Below are 16,829 nucleotides of genomic sequence, written 5' to 3' on the forward strand. Positions count from 1 at the left end.
ATTCCGCTCAGGCTGCGCGTGCGCTGGACAAGGAAGACGCGTTGGCCGCGACCGTTTGGAGGCGCTGGCCGTCATGGCCGGTCACGCGGCGCTCGACGATCGTGCCGGGCTCGCCCGCATCGATCGCTGCCATCGTGAAACCTTCGGTGCGGCCAAGGCCGTCGCGTTCAACCAGCACGCGCTGATGTGTGTGTGTGAGGCGATCGAGATGAGCGAGATAGGCCTGATCGCCGACGGCGCGCAAACGCGCGGCACGCTCCTTGATCAAGCCGCGATCGAGTTGGGGCATGCGCGCGGCGGGCGTGCCTTCGCGCGGGCTGAAGGGGAAGACGTGGAGATGCGACAAGCCGCAATCCGCCACAAGCTTCAGCGTGTTGTCGAACATCGCCTCCGTTTCGGTCGGGAAGCCGGCGATCAGGTCGGCGCCGAATACGATATCCGGGCGGACCGCACGGATATCCTGGCAGAAGCGGATGGAATCGTCGCGCAGATGGCGGCGCTTCATACGCTTCAGGATCATGTCGTCGCCGGCCTGCAGGGAAAGATGCAGATGCGGCATCAGGCGCGGTTCGTCGCCGATGATCGCGATCAGTTCGGGATCGGCTTCCACGGAATCGATCGAGGAAAGGCGCAAACGCGGGAGGTCCGGCACCTGTGTCAGGATCGCGCGAACGAGACGGCCGAGCTTCGGCGCGCCCGGCAGATCGGCGCCCCAGCTTGTGAGATCGACGCCCGAAAGAACGACCTCGGCATAGCCGTTGCCGGTCAGGCGTTTGACCTGTTCCACCACCGCACCCATCGGCACGGAGCGTGAATTGCCGCGGCCATAAGGAATGATGCAGAAGGTGCAGCGATGATCGCAGCCGTTCTGGACCTGAACGATCGCCCGGGCGCGGCCTTCGATGGCATCCACCAGATGGCCGGCGGTTTCGCTGATGCTCATGATGTCGTTGACGCGCACCTTTTCGGTGTCATTGACGCCGAAATCCGGCAGCGCGCGATAGGAATGCGCCTTCAGCTTGTCTTCGTTGCCGAGAACGAGATCGACTTCGGTCATGTCGCCGAAGCTTGCCGGCTCGGTCTGCGCCGCGCAGCCGGTGACGATGATGCGTGCATCCGGGTTTTCGCGGCGCGCCTTGCGGATCGCCTGCTTGGCCTGCCGCACGGCTTCTGCGGTCACCGCGCAGGTGTTGAACACCACTGCGCCACCGCTCAAGCCGTCGAGGCCGGCCGCACTCGCTTCGCGGCGCATCACCTCGGATTCATAGGTGTTCATGCGGCAGCCGAAGGTGACGATCTCCAGCCCGTTCTTGTTTTCCTGCATCAGGCAGCCCCTTCGAGATCGCGCTGCCAGGCGCCGGTGGTCGGATCGAATGTGCCGGAAAACTCCCATTCGGCTGGGCCGGTCATGACGACATGATCGTCGTCGCGCCATTCGATATGAAGCTCGCCACCCGCCGGCACGGTGACTGCGACCGACCGACCGGTGCGGCGGGTGCGGGCAGCGGAAACGGCGGCGGCACAGGCAGCCGAGCCGCAAGCGCCGGTCAGTCCCGCGCCGCGTTCCCAGGTGCGGATGATCATGGCGTCCGGAGCCGTCACCCGCGCAATTGTGATGTTGGCGCGCTCGGGGAAGATCGGGTGGTTCTCAAGCAGCGGGCCGAACTTGTCGAGTTCATAAGCCCAGACGTCTTTGTCGACCCAGAAGATCGCGTGCGGATTGCCCATGGAAGCGACCGAAGGCGAATGCAGCACCGGCGCATCGATTGGCCCGACCTGCAGCTCGATCATGCGGGTGTCGCGGAACTCCTCGGCCAGCGGAATGGCCTCCCATTCGAAGTGCGGCGTTCCCATGTCGACCGAGATCAGACCGTCGGCATGCTGCTCGGCATTGAGGATGCCGGCAATCGTTTCAAAGGTGAAGCGGGCGCGACCGGTATCGGCATTGAGGGCCTGAACCACGCAGCGCGTGCCATTGCCGCAAGCCTGCGCCATCGAGCCATCGGAATTGAGGATGGCGATGTAATTATCGGTGCCATTCGTGCGCGGATCGTAGATCGCCATGATCTGATCGAAATGCGTGGCGGGATCGGCGGCGAGCGCGATAGCCGCGGCTGGCGTCACCGTGTCGGCACGACCGCGCATGTCGGCAACGATGATGTCGTTGCCAAGGCCATTCATTTTGGCAAAGGGGGCCATCTTGGTCAAAGAAGCGGCTGGAGCCATCGCATGCAGTCCTTGTCGGCCGCTATATGGCGGAAAGCGGCCGGAATTACCAGCATGCAGGCTGGATGCTGCCGGGCTGCCAATGCTTAAGGAATATCCCAGACCTGGCCGGGACGCAGTGCCTGGAAGCGCTCGGCTTCGACGCCTGCTGCCTGAAGTGCCGCCTGCAAATCCTGTTCCGGCGCATCCACGGCTTCGTTCGTCAGCTGGAACGTGCCCCAGTGATAGCCGCCGGCCAGCGGTGCCTGGAGAATCTTGAAGGCTTCCACCGCTTCCGCAGGGTTCTGGTGATGGCCTTCCATGAACCAGCGCGGCTCGTAAGCGCCGATCGGCAGAAGCGCAAAACGCAGCTCGGGGTGGCGCTCAGCCGTGGCGCGAAAATTCGTGCCGCCATGAAAGCCGGTATCGCCGGCAAAATAGATCTTGCCTCCCGGTGTTTCGATCACGAAAGCCGCCCACAAAGCCATGCGACGATCGCGGGTCCAGCGCGCGGACCAGTGATGCGCTGGCTCGAAATGGATGGTGACGTCGTCGCGCAGCGGCACGCTGTCCAGCCAATCGCCTGTTTTCACCCGGGCAGCGGGCACCTTGGCGTGGATAACATGATCGTTGCCGAGCGGCGTAACGATCAGCGGGTCGTGGATGGCGACCAGCTGCTTGATCGCCGCCATGTCCAGATGGTCATAGTGATTGTGGCTGAGCAGCACGGCGTCGATGTCAGGCAGGTCGGCGAAGCGGATGCCGGGTTCGTTGACGCGGGTCGGTCCCATGAAGCTGAAGGGCGACACGCGCTTGGCGAAAACCGGATCGGTCAGGATGTTGAGGCCGGCCGTCTGGATCAGCATCGAGGCATGGCCGATCATGGTGATGCGCAATCGATCACCCTCGACCCGGCTTTCCGGCTTGGCTTGGGGGAACGGGCTCGGCCAATGTTTGGGCCATTGCGCGCGCTTTTCGCCGCGCATCCAGCGAAGAAGGTCGCGGAAGCCGCCGGGAAGCTTGTCGCTGTCGGGATTGAAAAAGAGCGCGCCGTCGAAGTGATCGCTGCGCACGCCGGAATAATAACGATTGTTCATGAGGGCGAGATAAGCGGGAATGCAGCCGCTTCAACCGCAGGCGATGCAGGGATGACACACCTGTCGCCTTGCGAACACAACAATCGGCGCATTCTTAACCACGTTTCTACCATTGCAGCGAACATTGCCGTAGTTATGGCTCGACTTCGCCTTCATGGCGATACGATCTGCGACGAACACTTTGCCATCAAGATTTGGCGACGATAGGGGTTGAGACATGAACATTGGGAAAATCGGTCTGGCAGCGTCAGCTGTGGTTCTGTTGGCCGCCGCAGGTTGCCAGAGCGAGCGCATTTCCCGCGTTGATACGCGTCCGGCTCCGCTTCCGGCCGCACCCGCAGGCAATGTGACGGCAGCGCAGCTGCCGCCTCCCGCGCCGGCAAGCTTCCCTGAAACCCCGCCGCCGGCACCCGAAACGCAGGTCGCCGCGATCGACCCGAACGCAGGGGCTCCTGCAGCTCCGTCCGCGCCCGTCACCGAAGGTGGCGTTGCCGGCGTTTGGAACGTTTCGGTCGGTGGCCAGAGCTGCCGTGTCGCCACCCCGCGCACCAAGTTCGGCCAGGGTTATCGCGCCGCTCCGCTGCGCTGCCCGGCTCCGCTCGATGGCGTGAAGTCGTGGGCCGTGCAGGGTAGCCAGCTCGTTCTTTACAACGACAGCGGCTCCCAGGTTGCTTCACTCTCGTCTTCGGGAGCCGAAAAGTTCAACGGCACGACGTCCAGCGGTTCGCCGGTCAGCCTGACCCGCTGATCGCCGATCCCGAGCATGTCATCTTTGCCTGAAACAACGGCTGTCGGCGCGCTGCGCAGCCGTTACGACCGCCTTGCGGCGGAAGGCGCGATCGTTCCCGATCCGCATCAGGCCAAGGTGGTTGCCGCGCTCGACCGCCTTCTGTCCGATCTTCAGGCCCGGCCGCTGGATAACAGGCCGGGCTTTTTTACGCGTTTGTTTGGTGGCGGGCGCGACGAGGCGGCACCGCGCGGCCTTTATGTCTACGGCACCGTCGGGCGTGGCAAGACCATGCTCATGGACCTGTTTCTGGAAGCCGCTCCGGTTGAAAAGAAGCGGCGCGCTCATTTCAACGACTTCATGGCCGATGTGCATGACCGCATCGGTCGCCACCGCGCAGCGGTGAAAGCGGGCGGGGCTTCCGGCGACGATCCGATCCCGCCGGTCGCCAAGGATCTGGCCGAACAGGCCAAGCTGCTGTGCTTCGACGAGTTCAGCGTTACAGACATCGCCGATGCGATGATCCTGTCGCGCTTGTTCACCGCCTTGTTTGATCAGGGCGTGGTGCTGGTCGCAACCTCCAACGTCGCGCCTGACGATCTTTACCGCGAAGGCCTGAACCGGCAGCTGTTTCTGCCCTTCATCGGTTTGTTGAAGCGGCATGTCGATGTGCTGGATATCGGCGGCACGCAGGACCACCGCATGGCCAAGCTCGACCGTTTGCCGGTTTATCTTGCGCCACTCGGACCGGATGCCGAGGCGCAGATGGACGAGGCTTGGGCGATTGCCACAGAAGGCCAGCGACCGGCGCCGGCAACCGTGGATGTAAAGGGCCGCAAGATCGCCGTTCCGCAGGCAGCTGGCGGCGCGGCACGCTTTCAATTTGCCGATCTCTGCTCCCAGCCGCTCGCCGCGCGCGATTATCTCGCGATTGTCGAGCGCTTCCCCACCATCTTCATCGACGGGATACCGATCCTTGATGCCGCCCAGCGTAACGAGGCCAAGCGGCTGATCCTTCTCGTGGATGTTCTTTACGATCGTCACGCGACGCTGGTGGCAAGTGCCGCAGCGGAGCCGGACGATCTTTTCAAGGGCCGGCCGGGCTCGACGGAAGCGTTCGAATTCGCGCGCACGGCCTCGCGTTTGAACGAGATGCGCAGCGCCGAATGGCGTGCGGCGCAGGACGAACGCGAAGCGCATTGACGTTTACGTAAACGCCAGATGATCTAAACGATTGAACTTGCTTGGGCATGAAGAATCGTTTGAGTTTTTTGCCCACGAGGTTTATTGGCTGCGCGGATTGTCGCGGGCTGTCATCCACTGGTCGCCCGTCTATGAGTTGATCGTAGCGACGCACACGGGAGAGCTCCAAGCATGGCACGCAACAAGATCGCGCTTATCGGTTCGGGAATGATCGGCGGCACGCTCGCCCACCTCATCGGCCTCAAGGAATTGGGCGACGTCACGCTGTTCGACATCGCCGAAGGCACGCCGCAGGGCAAGGGCCTCGACATCGCGCAGTCTTCCCCGGTGGACGGCTTCGACGCCAACTTCGTTGGTGCCAATGATTATTCCGCGATCGAAGGCGCCGATGTTTGCATCGTCACCGCCGGCGTGCCGCGCAAGCCCGGCATGAGCCGCGACGACCTGCTCGGCATCAATCTCAAGGTCATGGAGCAGGTGGGTGCGGGCCTGAAGAAGTACGCCCCCAACGCCTTCGTGATCTGCATCACCAACCCGCTCGACGCGATGGTCTGGGCGCTGCAGAAGTTTTCCGGCCTGCCCAAGACCCATGTGGTCGGCATGGCCGGCGTGCTCGATTCCGCGCGCTTCCGCTATTTCCTGGCCGAAGAGTTCAAGGTTTCGGTTGAAGACGTCACCGCCTTCGTGCTCGGCGGCCACGGCGACACGATGGTGCCGCTGACGCGCTATTCCACCGTTGCCGGCATTCCGCTGCCCGACCTCGTCAACATGGGCTGGACCAGCCAGGACAAGCTCGACCAGATCGTTCAGCGCACGCGCGACGGCGGCGCCGAGATCGTCGGCCTCCTGAAGACCGGCTCGGCCTATTACGCACCGGCTTCCGCCGCCGTTTCGATGGCCGAAAGCTATCTTAAGGACAAGAAGCGCGTTCTGCCATGTGCGGCGCATCTGTCGGGTCAGTACGGTTTGTCCGACATGTATGTCGGCGTGCCGACCGTGATTGGCGCCGGTGGCGTCGAGCGCGTGATCGAGATCGACCTCAACAAGACCGAACAGGCAATGTTCGACAAGTCGGTCGCATCGGTGCAGGGTCTTTGCGAAGCCTGCATCAACATCGCGCCGAACCTCAAATAAGTCGTTCCCGAGCCTTAAAGGACGGATCCCATGAATATCCATGAATATCAGGCCAAGGCCCTGCTCAAGAAGTACGGCGCACCAGTTGCCGAGGGCGTGCCGATCTTCTCGGCCGACGAGGCTGAAGCCGCTGCAAAGCAGCTGCCTGGCCCGCTTTATGTCGTAAAGAGCCAGATCCATGCCGGCGGTCGCGGCAAGGGCAAGTTCACCGAACTCGGGCCGGACTCCAAGGGCGGTGTTCGCCTGGCCAAGTCGATCGAGGAAGTCGTTTCCCATGCCAAGGAAATGCTCGGCAATACGCTCGTCACCAAGCAGACGGGCGACGCCGGCAAGCAGGTCAACCGCCTTTACATCGAAGACGGCGCCGATATCGATCGCGAACTGTATCTTTCGATCCTGATCGACCGCACCGTCGGTCGTCCGGCTTTCGTTGTGTCCACCGAAGGCGGCATGGATATCGAGGCCGTTGCGCATGACACGCCGGAAAAGATCATCACCGTTGCGGTTGATCCGGAGACCGGCCTGACGCAGTCGGATCTCGACACGCTAACCTCAACGCTGAAGCTCGAAGGCGAGGCGAAGGCCGATGGCGAGAAGCTGTTCCCGATCCTCTACAAGGCGTTTGTCGAGACCGACATGGCGCTGCTCGAGGTCAATCCGCTGATCGTCATGACCGATGGCCACCTGCGCGTGCTCGACGCCAAGGTGTCGTTCGACGGCAATGCAATGTTCCGTCACGACGACATCAAGGAACTGCGCGACGAGACCGAAGAAGACGCCAAGGAAATCGAGGCTTCCAAGTGGGACCTCGCTTATGTCGCGCTCGACGGCAATATCGGCTGCATGGTCAACGGCGCCGGCCTTGCCATGGCGACGATGGACATCATCAAGCTTTACGGCAAGGAGCCGGCGAACTTCTGTGACGTCGGCGGTGGCGCCGGCAAGGAGAAGGTCGCGGCTGCGTTCAAGATCATCACGGCCGATCCGAAGGTCGAGGGCATCCTCGTCAACATCTTCGGCGGCATCATGAAGTGCGACGTCATCGCCGAAGGCGTTGTCGCTGCGGTTCAGGAAGTGGGCCTCAAGGTTCCGCTGGTGGTTCGCCTCGAAGGCACCAATGTCGACCTCGGCAAGAAGATCCTGAACGAGTCCGGTCTGGCGATCACCGCTGCTGACGACCTGGACGACGCCGCCAAGAAGATCGTCGCGGCGATCCAGGCCTAATTCGAAGGACCGGAAATCATGTCTATCCTTATCGACAAGAACACCAAGGTCCTGGTTCAGGGCCTAACCGGCAAGACCGGCACCTTCCACACCGAACAGGCGCTTGCCTATCACGGCACGCAGATGGTCGGCGGCATCCATCCGAAGAAGGGTGGCGAGAACTGGACCGGCGCCAAGGGCGAAACGCTCCCGATCTTCGCATCCGTCGCCGAGGGTCGCGAACAGACCGGTGCCACCGCATCTGTTGTCTACGTGCCGCCGGCAGGCGCTGCGGCTGCCATCATCGAGGCGATCGAGGCCGAGATGGAACTCATCGTCTGCATCACCGAAGGTATTCCGGTGATGGACATGGTGAAAGTCAAGGCGCGGCTGGAAAAGTCCAAGTCCCGCTTGATCGGCCCGAATTGCCCGGGTCTCGTGACGCCGGACGAGTGCAAGATCGGCATCATGCCGGGCTCGATCTTCCGCAAGGGTTCGGTGGGCGTTGTGTCGCGCTCGGGAACGCTTACCTATGAAGCGGTGTTCCAGACTTCGAATGCCGGCCTCGGCCAGTCGACGGCTGTGGGTATCGGCGGCGATCCGGTGAAGGGTACCGAATTCATTGACGTCCTGGAAATGTTCCTGGCCGATGATGAAACCAAGTCGATCATCATGATCGGCGAAATCGGCGGCTCGGCCGAAGAAGATGCCGCGCAGTTCCTGCGTGACGAAGCCAAGCGCGGCCGTTCCAAGCCGATGGCTGGTTTCATTGCCGGTCGCACGGCCCCAGCTGGCCGCACCATGGGCCATGCCGGCGCGGTGATCTCGGGCGGCAAGGGCGGCGCTGAGGACAAGATCGCAGCGATGGAAGCTGCGGGCATCCGCGTTTCGCCTTCGCCAGCACGGCTGGGCACGACGCTGGTTGAAGCGCTGAAGGGCTGAAAAGTCCTTTAGCCTGGAATTCCCCGGCGGTTGGGCACCGCCGGGTTCGATAGGGGCGGGAGCGCGGACGGGCTGGCCGTCCAAACGTGAGCGGCGGATCACGCTGCCGAACAAAAGGAGAGCGGACGGATAGTCCGCGACGATCATGGCGCGCAACGACCAAGCCAATGACCAATTTGCCGGAACCTCGTTCCTGTATGGCGGCAATGCCGATTACATCGAAGCGCTTTATGCGCGCTATCAGGAGGACCGCAATTCGGTTTCTCCCGAATGGCAGCAGTTCTTCGGTGAGCTGAAGGACGAAGCCGGCGACGTCAAGAAGAACGCCGAAGGCGCGTCCTGGACGAAGCCGAACTGGCCGCTTCAGGCCAATGGTGAGCTGGTGTCGGCCCTCGACGGCAATTGGGGCACCGTTGAAAAGCACATCGAGAAGAAGCTGAAGGACAAGGCTGCAAGCGCGCCCGCCGCAGCTGCTGCGCCAGCGTCCGAGACCGATGTTTTGCAGGCAACGCGCGATTCCGTTCGCGCCATCATGATGATCCGCGCATTTCGCATGCGCGGCCATCTGCATGCCAAGCTCGATCCGCTGGGCATCGCCTCCAAGATCGAGGACTACAACGAGCTTTCGCCGGAAAACTACGGCTTCACCGAAGCCGATTATGATCGTCCGATCTTTATCGACAACGTGCTGGGGCTGGAACACGCCACCATCCGGCAGATGCTGGACATTCTCCAGCGTACCTATTGCTCGACGATCGGCGTCGAGTTCATGCATATCTCGAACCCGGAAGAAAAAGCCTGGATCCAGGAGCGGATCGAGGGCGAGCACAAGGGCGTCGAGTTCACGCCCAACGGCAAGAAGGCCATTCTCCAGAAGCTGGTCGAGGCCGAAGGCTTCGAGCAGTTCATCGACGTCAAGTACAAGGGCACCAAGCGTTTCGGCCTCGATGGTGGTGAAGCGCTGATCCCGGCGCTTGAGCAGATCATCAAGCGTGGCGGTCAGCTCGGCTTGAAGGAAGTCGTGCTCGGCATGGCCCACCGTGGCCGCCTGAACGTTTTGACGAATGTCATGGCGAAGCCGCATCGCGCCGTGTTCCACGAGTTCAAGGGCGGCTCTTATGCGCCGGACGACGTGGAAGGTTCGGGCGACGTGAAGTACCATCTTGGTGCCTCGTCGGACCGCGAGTTCGACGGCAACAAGGTTCACCTGTCGCTGACGGCAAACCCGTCGCATCTGGAAATCGTCAACCCGGTCGTGATGGGCAAGGCGCGCGCCAAGCAGGACATCCTGTTCGGCCGCAACCGTGCCGATGGCGTTGCACCGGAAGAGCGCGCCAAGGTCCTGCCGCTGTTGCTGCATGGCGATGCGGCATTTGCCGGCCAGGGTGTGGTGGCTGAAATTCTCGGTCTGTCCGGTTTGCGCGGTCACCGCGTCGGCGGCACCGTGCATTTCATCATCAACAACCAGATCGGCTTCACCACCAATCCGCGCTTCTCGCGATCTTCGCCATATCCGTCGGATACGGCCAAGATGATCGAAGCGCCGATCTTCCATGTGAATGGCGACGATCCGGAAGCGGTGACCTACGCCACCAAGATCGCGATCGAATATCGCATGAAGTTCCACAAGCCGGTGGTTGTGGACATGTTCTGTTACCGCCGTTTCGGCCACAACGAAGGCGATGAGCCGGCGTTCACGCAGCCGAACATGTACAAGACCATCCGCGGTCACCGCACGGTTGTTCAGCTCTACGGCGACAAGCTGGTTGAAGAAGGCCTGATGTCGGCTGAAGAACTCGAGCAGATGAAGGCCGACTGGCGCGCTCATCTCGAGGTCGAGTTCGAAAGCGGCCAGCAATACAAGCCGAACAAGGCCGACTGGCTTGACGGCGTGTGGAGCGGTTTCCGTTCCGCCGACAATCAGGACGAGCAGCGTCGCGGCAAGACCGCCGTTCCGGTCAAGACACTGAAGGACATCGGCAAGAAGCTGACCGAAGTTCCGAAGGACTTCGAAGCCCACAAGACGGTTGGCCGCTTCCTCGAAAATCGCCGCAAGATGATCGACACGGGCGAGGGGATCGACTGGTCCACCGCCGAAGCGCTCGCTTTCGGGTCGATCGTGCTGGACGGCAACCCGATCCGTTTGTCGGGTCAGGATTCGGAGCGCGGCACCTTCTCGCAGCGCCATTCGGTTCTTTACGATCAGCGCGATGAAACGCGGTATGTGCCGCTGAACAATCTGGGTGCAGCTCAGGCCAATTACGAAGTCATCAACTCGATGCTTTCGGAAGAAGCCGTGCTCGGCTTCGAATATGGCTACAGCCTTGCCGAGCCGCGTGCGCTGACGCTGTGGGAAGCCCAGTTCGGCGATTTCGCCAACGGTGCGCAGGTCGTGTTCGACCAGTTCATCTCGTCAGGCGAACGCAAGTGGCTGCGCATGTCGGGCCTCGTTTGCCTCCTGCCGCATGGCTATGAAGGCCAGGGTCCGGAGCATTCGTCGGCTCGCCTCGAGCGCTTCCTTCAGTTGTGCGCCGAAGACAATATGCAGGTTGCCTATTGCTCGACGCCGGCGAACTACTTCCACATCCTGCGCCGCCAGTTGAAGCGCGACTTCCGCAAGCCGCTAATCCTGATGACGCCGAAGTCGCTGCTGCGCCACAAGCGCGCTGTGTCGACGCTCGCTGATCTGTCGGGTGAAAGCTCATTCCACCGTCTCCTTTGGGACGACGCGGGCGCCCAGCTGCAGAAGGATTCCAAGATCCGTCGCGTCGTTTTGTGCTCGGGCAAGGTTTACTACGACCTTCTCGAAGAGCGCGAAAAGCGCGGCATCGACGACATCTACCTTCTGCGCGTGGAACAGCTTTATCCGTTCCCGGCCAAGGCGCTGATCAACGAGCTGTCACGCTTCCGCAATGCGGAGATGGTGTGGTGCCAGGAAGAGCCCAAGAACATGGGTGCCTGGTCTTTCATCGATCCGTATTTGGAATGGGTGCTGGCGCATATCGACGCCAAGCATCAGCGCGTGCGCTATACCGGCCGTCCGGCCGCCGCTTCGCCGGCAACCGGTCTGATGTCGAAGCATCTCGCGCAGCTTCAAGCCTTCCTGGATGACGCACTCGGCGAATGAGTCGATTGCGTTCTCCCCACCCCATGATTGAGCTCCACAGGACACCGGTTTAAAACAATGGCTAACGAAATCCGCGTTCCCACGCTCGGCGAATCCGTTACCGAAGCCACGATCGGCAAGTGGTTCAAGAAGGTCGGCGACACGGTCGCGGCCGATGAAGCGCTGGTTGAACTGGAAACCGACAAGGTGACGATCGAAGTGCCGGCACCTGCCGCCGGCACGCTGTCAGAAATCACTGCTGCCGAAGGCGAAACCGTCGGCGTCGGTGCACTGCTCGGCCAGATCGGCGCTGCCGCTGCTGGCGCCAGTGCTGGTGCTTCTGCCAAGCCGGCTGCTGCCGCTTCGGCTCCCGCCGGTGCCAAGCAGGCCGAAAACACGGCTGACTACGGCGGCCAGAACAAGCAAGAGGCGAGCGCCGCACCTGCCGCTGGCGCTTCGGGCGAAAGCGGCAACACGCAGCCGGCTCCGGCCGCTGCCAAGATGCTGTCGGAAAACAACCTGTCGGCCGATCAGGTCCAGGGTTCGGGCAAGCGCGGCCAGGTGCTCAAGGGCGACGTGATTGACGCCGTTTCCAAGGGTGCGCCCTCGACGCCGTCCGAAGCACCGCGTGCGGCTGCGAAGCAGGGTGGCAGCGACGAAGCGCGCGAAGAGCGGGTCAAGATGACCCGCCTGCGCCAGACCATCGCCAAGCGCCTCAAGGACGCCCAGAACGCTGCGGCCATGCTCACCACCTTCAACGAGGTGGATATGAGCGCGGTGATGGCGTTGCGCACCAAGTACAAGGACGTGTTCGAAAAGAAGCACGGCGTGAAGCTCGGCTTCATGGGCTTCTTCACCAAGGCCATCACGCATGCGCTGAAGGAGATCCCGGCGGTCAACGCAGAGATCGACGGCACGGATATCATCTACAAGAACTACGCGCATGTCGGCATGGCCGTCGGCACGGATAAGGGCCTCGTGGTTCCGGTCATCCGCGACGCCGACCAGATGTCGATCGCCGAGATCGAAAAGGAACTCGGCCGTCTCGCAAAGGCTGCCCGCGATGGTCAGCTGTCGGTTGCGGATATGCAGGGCGGCACCTTCACCATCACCAATGGCGGTGTTTATGGTTCGTTGATGTCGACGCCGATCCTGAATGCGCCGCAATCGGGCATTCTCGGCATGCACAAGATCCAGGAGCGTCCGATGGTCGTCGGCGGCCAGATCGTCATCCGCCCGATGATGTATCTCGCTTTGTCCTATGACCACCGCATCGTCGACGGCAAGGAAGCCGTGACCTTCCTGGTGCGCGTGAAGGACAGCCTGGAAGATCCGGAACGTCTCGTTCTCGATCTCTAAACCACAAGGAGAGCCGTTTTTGCTCGAAGGCGTCAACAACGCAGCAAGCGGCTCCCGTGGCACCATGCGTGCTGCGCTTCCCACCTTGATCGGCAAAGCCGCGCTTGTCGCGGCTTTGCTTGGTGCAACCGGCGCGCAGGCGCAGGATCAAACACTGCCCGCCTACCGCGACGATCGCTCGACGGCGCAGACTGTTGTCGAAAGCCTCTACAATGCGGTCGAGCGGCAGGAATATCTGCGGGCGTGGAGCTATTTCCGCGATGAGCCCGGCCGTCCCAGCTTTGAGGCTTTTGCGGCAGGCTACGAAAACACCGCGCATATCAGGCTTCGTTTGGGCGAAAGTTCGGATGAAGGCGCGGCCGGTTCGATCTACACGACCCTTCCGGCCGTGATCGAAGCCACCGACAAGAGCGGGACCAAGGCGGTGTTTGCGGGCTGCTATCTTCTGCGCCTCGTTCAGCCGGCCATGCAGGCCACGCCGCCCTTTATCCCGCTCGGGATCGTCAAGGGTGAGTTGAAGCCGACGCAAGCATCTTTCCCGGAAGCCCAAGGTTCGTGCGACGGCATTGAGCCCGGCACGGCCAAGTAAGGAAGCGGATCATGGACACGACTTTACCCACTGAACTGCTGGTGCTCGGCTGGAGCGTCGTGCTGATGCTGGTTTACATCTTTGCCCATAGCCAGTCGGCCACACGCGACAACGGCGTGGGCTGGAACGCCGGTCCGCGCGATGAAACGAAGCCGGTTTCGAAACTGACCGGCCGCCTCGAACGCGCCAAGTGGAATTTTCTGGAAACCTATCCCGCCTTCGTGGCGCTGGCTCTTGGTCTGGTGATCTCGGGCCAGGCCAGTCAATGGGGTGAAATCGGCGCGATCCTCTGGTTCGTCGCTCGCATCGTTTATCTGCCGCTTTATGCCATGGGCATCCCTTATATCCGCTCGTTCGTCTGGATGGCCTCGCTGATTGGCCTCCTGATCATGCTCGGCAGCTTCTTGGGCTAAGCGGTTTTTCTTTCAACACGGTTTTTCATACGCAGGAACAGGACTCATGGCGGCTTTTGATGTTGTGGTAATCGGAACCGGTCCGGCAGGCTATGTTTGCGCGATCAAGGCAGCGCAGCTCGGATTGAACACGGCGGTGGTCGAGAAGAACCCGAGCTTCGGCGGCACCTGCATCAATATCGGCTGCATCCCGTCGAAGGCGCTGCTGCATGCCTCCGAGATGTTCGCCGTCGCCGGTCACGACTTCGCCAAGCTCGGCATCAAGGTGCCGGCGCCTGAGCTCGATCTTCCGGCCATGCTGCAGCACAAGAGCGAAACGGTGTCTTCCAACGTCAAGGGCCTCGAGTTCCTGATGAAGAAGAACAAGATCACCGTGTTCCGCGGCACCGGCAAGGTGCAGGGTGCCGGCAAGGTGCAGGTGACGGGCGAAGACGGCTCGACGCAGGATGTCGAAGCCAAGAACATCGTGATCGCCACCGGGTCCGAAGTGGCTGGCATTCCGGGTGTGGACGTCGCCATCGACGAAGAAACCATTGTGTCGTCCACCGGCGCGCTGTCTTTCCAGAAAGTGCCGGAAACGCTGGTCGTGGTTGGTGGCGGCGTGATTGGCCTTGAGCTCGGCTCGGTCTGGTCGCGGCTCGGCGCCAAGGTCACCGTGGTGGAATATCTCGACAATCTGCTCGGTGGCATGGACAGCGAAGTCGCCAAGCAGTTCCAGCGCGTGCTGGCCAAGCAGGGCATGGAGTTCAAGCTCGGCGCGAAGGTGACCGGGGTTGAAAAGGGCGGTGCTGGCGCACGCGTCACCTTCTCGCCGGTCAAGGGCGGCGATGCAGAGACGATCGAAGCCGAGCGCGTGCTGGTTGCCACCGGTCGCAAGCCGTTCCACGACAAGCTTGGTCTGGCGGATGCCGGCGTGGCTCTGGATGATCGCGGCCGCGTGGCTGTCGACAAGCACTACAAGACGAATGTCGACGGCATCTATGCGATCGGCGACGTCATCGCCGGACCGATGCTGGCGCATAAGGGCGAAGACGAGGGCGTGGCCGTTGCCGAAATCCTCGCCGGTCAGCATGGCCATGTGAACTATGACGTCATTCCAAGCGTCGTTTACACCAATCCGGAAGTCGCTTCGGTCGGCAAGACCGAGGAAGAGCTGAAGAAGGCGGGCGTCGAATACAAGGCTGGCAAGTTCCCGTTCTCGGCCAATGGCCGTGCGCGCGCCATGCTGCAGACCGAAGGCTTCGTGAAGGTTCTGGCCGACGCCAAGACCGACCGCGTGCTCGGCGTTCATATTCTTGGCTTCGGCGCCGGCGAGATGATCCATGAGGCGGCTGTTTTGATGGAGTTCGGCGGTTCGTCGGAAGATCTGGCCCGCACCTGCCACGCGCATCCGACCATGTCGGAAGCCGTGCGGGAGGCGGCGCTCGGCACCTTCTTCAAGACGATCCATTCCTGATCTTGGCCTGATCTCTGGCCTGATCCAGAGTATGCAGCGCTTCTAAGCCCTTCGCGCAGATTGACTCTGCGCGAAGGAAGCGTAGAAGCAGCCTCGTTCCCGGAGCACACCATGCGCAGCCCGATCACGGCTATTCCTGCTTTTGCCTTTGTCGCTTGCGCGGCAACCGGCGAGTGCGCGCGCAGTGTCCTCACGAAAACAACGGCCAAAACGACCACGACCGCCAAAACGGTCTGATCCCTCTGGCCTGCTCACCCTCTCCCGGGTTTGGCCTGGGGGGAGCAGCCGAGGCAGGACCCGCATGATGGCCAGCGGGTTTTTCCAAGGCGCGACAGCGGAGAGGACGAGGAGAATACGCATGGGTTACAAGGTCGCAATCGTCGGTGCCACGGGCAATGTGGGCCGCGAAATGCTCAACATCCTGGAAGAACGCGGCTTTCCGGCAGACGAAGTCGTCGCGCTGGCGTCGCGCCGCAGCCAGGGCACGGATGTGTCTTACGGCGACAAGACGCTGAAGGTGCGCTCGCTCGAGCAGTATGATTTTTCCGACACCGATATTTGCCTGATGTCGGCCGGCGGCGCCGTGTCCAAGGAATGGTCGCCCAAGATCGGCAAGCAGGGCTGCGTGGTGATCGATAATTCCTCGGCCTTCCGCTATGATCCGGATGTGCCGTTGATCGTGCCGGAAGTGAATGCCGACGCGGTGACGGGCTTCACCAAGAAGAACATCATCGCCAATCCGAACTGCTCGACGGCGCAGATGCTCGTTGCCCTCAAGCCGCTGCATGATCACGCAACGATCAAGCGCGTCGTGGTATCGACCTATCAGTCGGTCTCGGGTGCCGGCAAGGACGGCATGGACGAGCTGTTCACGCAAACGCGTGCGATCTTCGTGGCCGACAGCGTGGAAAACAAGAAGTTCACCAAGCGCATCGCCTTCAACGTCATTCCCCACATCGACGTCTTCATGGAAGACGGCACGACGAAGGAAGAATGGAAGATGGTTGCCGAAACCAAGAAGATGCTTGATCCGAAGATCAAGGTCACCGCGACCTGCGTGCGCGTGCCCGTCTTCATCGGCCATTCCGAGGCGATCAATCTCGAATTCGAGAAGCCGATCACTGCCGAGGAAGCCCGTGACATCCTGCGCGAAGCGCCGGGCTGCCAGGTGATCGACAAGCACGAGGACGGTGGCTACATCACGCCGCTGGAATCGGCTGGCGAGGACGCGACCTTTATCAGCCGCATCCGCGAAGACTCGACGCTCGACAACGGTCTGAACATCTGGGTCGTGTCCGACAACCTGCGCAAGGGCGCGGCACTGAACGCCGTGCAGATCGCCGAGCTGCTGCTCGAGCGCGACCTGATCAAGCCGCGCAAGCAGGCGGCCTGAGC

14 protein-coding genes are annotated in these 16,829 nt (G+C 61.9%); 11 read left to right on the forward strand and 3 right to left on the reverse strand.

Annotated features, from left to right (window positions below):
- Nucleotides 1-7: 7 nt before the first annotated feature.
- The 3 genes from mtaB to JYU29_RS16415 all read right to left on the reverse strand — a co-directional run bounded on the left by mtaB (nucleotide 8) and on the right by JYU29_RS16415 (nucleotide 3,302).
- Nucleotides 8-1,324, reverse strand: a complete 1,317-nt coding sequence (gene mtaB, locus JYU29_RS16405; protein WP_250157531.1) for a tRNA (N(6)-L-threonylcarbamoyladenosine(37)-C(2))-methylthiotransferase MtaB — start codon at nucleotides 1,322-1,324, stop codon at nucleotides 8-10.
- Complete coding sequence (gene dapF / locus JYU29_RS16410; protein ID WP_431192873.1) at nucleotides 1,324-2,226, reverse strand: diaminopimelate epimerase; 903 nt, start codon at nucleotides 2,224-2,226, stop codon at nucleotides 1,324-1,326. Before dapF ends, mtaB begins: the two co-directional genes overlap by 1 nt.
- Before the next feature lie 86 nt (nucleotides 2,227-2,312).
- A complete protein-coding gene (locus JYU29_RS16415) occupies nucleotides 2,313-3,302 on the reverse strand; it encodes an MBL fold metallo-hydrolase (RefSeq protein ID WP_213985939.1) in 990 nt (329 codons plus the stop codon).
- A 217-nt stretch (nucleotides 3,303-3,519) separates the two neighbouring features.
- Between JYU29_RS16415 and JYU29_RS16420 the strand changes: the two genes are divergently transcribed.
- The 11 genes from JYU29_RS16420 (at nucleotide 3,520) to JYU29_RS16470 (ending at nucleotide 16,827) form a co-directional block, all read left to right on the forward strand.
- Nucleotides 3,520-4,050, forward strand: coding sequence for an AprI/Inh family metalloprotease inhibitor (locus tag JYU29_RS16420; RefSeq protein ID WP_213985940.1), 531 nt, complete (start codon nucleotides 3,520-3,522; stop codon nucleotides 4,048-4,050).
- A 15-nt stretch (nucleotides 4,051-4,065) separates the two neighbouring features.
- Nucleotides 4,066-5,232 (forward strand): cell division protein ZapE, encoded by a 1,167-nt coding sequence (gene zapE, locus JYU29_RS16425; protein WP_213985941.1) that lies wholly within the window; start codon nucleotides 4,066-4,068, stop codon nucleotides 5,230-5,232.
- A gap of 171 nt (nucleotides 5,233-5,403) precedes the next feature.
- Nucleotides 5,404-6,366, forward strand: coding sequence for a malate dehydrogenase (mdh, locus tag JYU29_RS16430; RefSeq protein ID WP_213985942.1), 963 nt, complete (start codon nucleotides 5,404-5,406; stop codon nucleotides 6,364-6,366).
- A gap of 30 nt (nucleotides 6,367-6,396) precedes the next feature.
- Nucleotides 6,397-7,590, forward strand: coding sequence for an ADP-forming succinate--CoA ligase subunit beta (sucC, locus tag JYU29_RS16435; protein WP_213985943.1), 1,194 nt, complete (start codon nucleotides 6,397-6,399; stop codon nucleotides 7,588-7,590).
- A gap of 18 nt (nucleotides 7,591-7,608) precedes the next feature.
- Nucleotides 7,609-8,511 carry a succinate--CoA ligase subunit alpha gene (gene sucD / locus JYU29_RS16440; protein WP_213985944.1) on the forward strand — a complete coding sequence of 301 codons (903 nt, stop codon included), beginning with the start codon at nucleotides 7,609-7,611 and terminating at the stop codon, nucleotides 8,509-8,511.
- 145 nt (nucleotides 8,512-8,656) lie between these two features.
- Nucleotides 8,657-11,638 carry a 2-oxoglutarate dehydrogenase E1 component gene (locus JYU29_RS16445; RefSeq protein ID WP_213985945.1) on the forward strand — a complete coding sequence of 994 codons (2,982 nt, stop codon included), beginning with the start codon at nucleotides 8,657-8,659 and terminating at the stop codon, nucleotides 11,636-11,638.
- Between the two features lie 57 nt (nucleotides 11,639-11,695).
- Nucleotides 11,696-12,976: a 2-oxoglutarate dehydrogenase complex dihydrolipoyllysine-residue succinyltransferase gene (gene odhB, locus JYU29_RS16450; RefSeq protein ID WP_213985946.1), complete on the forward strand. Its 1,281-nt coding sequence runs from the start codon at nucleotides 11,696-11,698 to the stop codon at nucleotides 12,974-12,976.
- Nucleotides 12,977-12,995: 19 nt separating this feature from the next.
- Entirely contained in the window at nucleotides 12,996-13,565 is a 570-nt protein-coding gene (locus tag JYU29_RS16455) for a hypothetical protein (protein WP_213985947.1), read from the forward strand.
- Between the two features lie 11 nt (nucleotides 13,566-13,576).
- Nucleotides 13,577-13,978, forward strand: coding sequence for an MAPEG family protein (locus tag JYU29_RS16460; protein ID WP_213985948.1), 402 nt, complete (start codon nucleotides 13,577-13,579; stop codon nucleotides 13,976-13,978).
- 46 nt (nucleotides 13,979-14,024) lie between these two features.
- Nucleotides 14,025-15,434 carry a dihydrolipoyl dehydrogenase gene (gene lpdA, locus JYU29_RS16465; RefSeq protein ID WP_213985949.1) on the forward strand — a complete coding sequence of 470 codons (1,410 nt, stop codon included), beginning with the start codon at nucleotides 14,025-14,027 and terminating at the stop codon, nucleotides 15,432-15,434.
- 358 nt (nucleotides 15,435-15,792) lie between these two features.
- Nucleotides 15,793-16,827 carry an aspartate-semialdehyde dehydrogenase gene (locus JYU29_RS16470; RefSeq protein WP_213985950.1) on the forward strand — a complete coding sequence of 345 codons (1,035 nt, stop codon included), beginning with the start codon at nucleotides 15,793-15,795 and terminating at the stop codon, nucleotides 16,825-16,827.
- Nucleotides 16,828-16,829: the final 2 nt, after the last annotated feature.

Source organism: Tianweitania aestuarii (genome assembly GCF_018457165.1).
Classification (GTDB): Bacteria; Pseudomonadota; Alphaproteobacteria; order Rhizobiales; family Rhizobiaceae; genus Tianweitania; species Tianweitania aestuarii.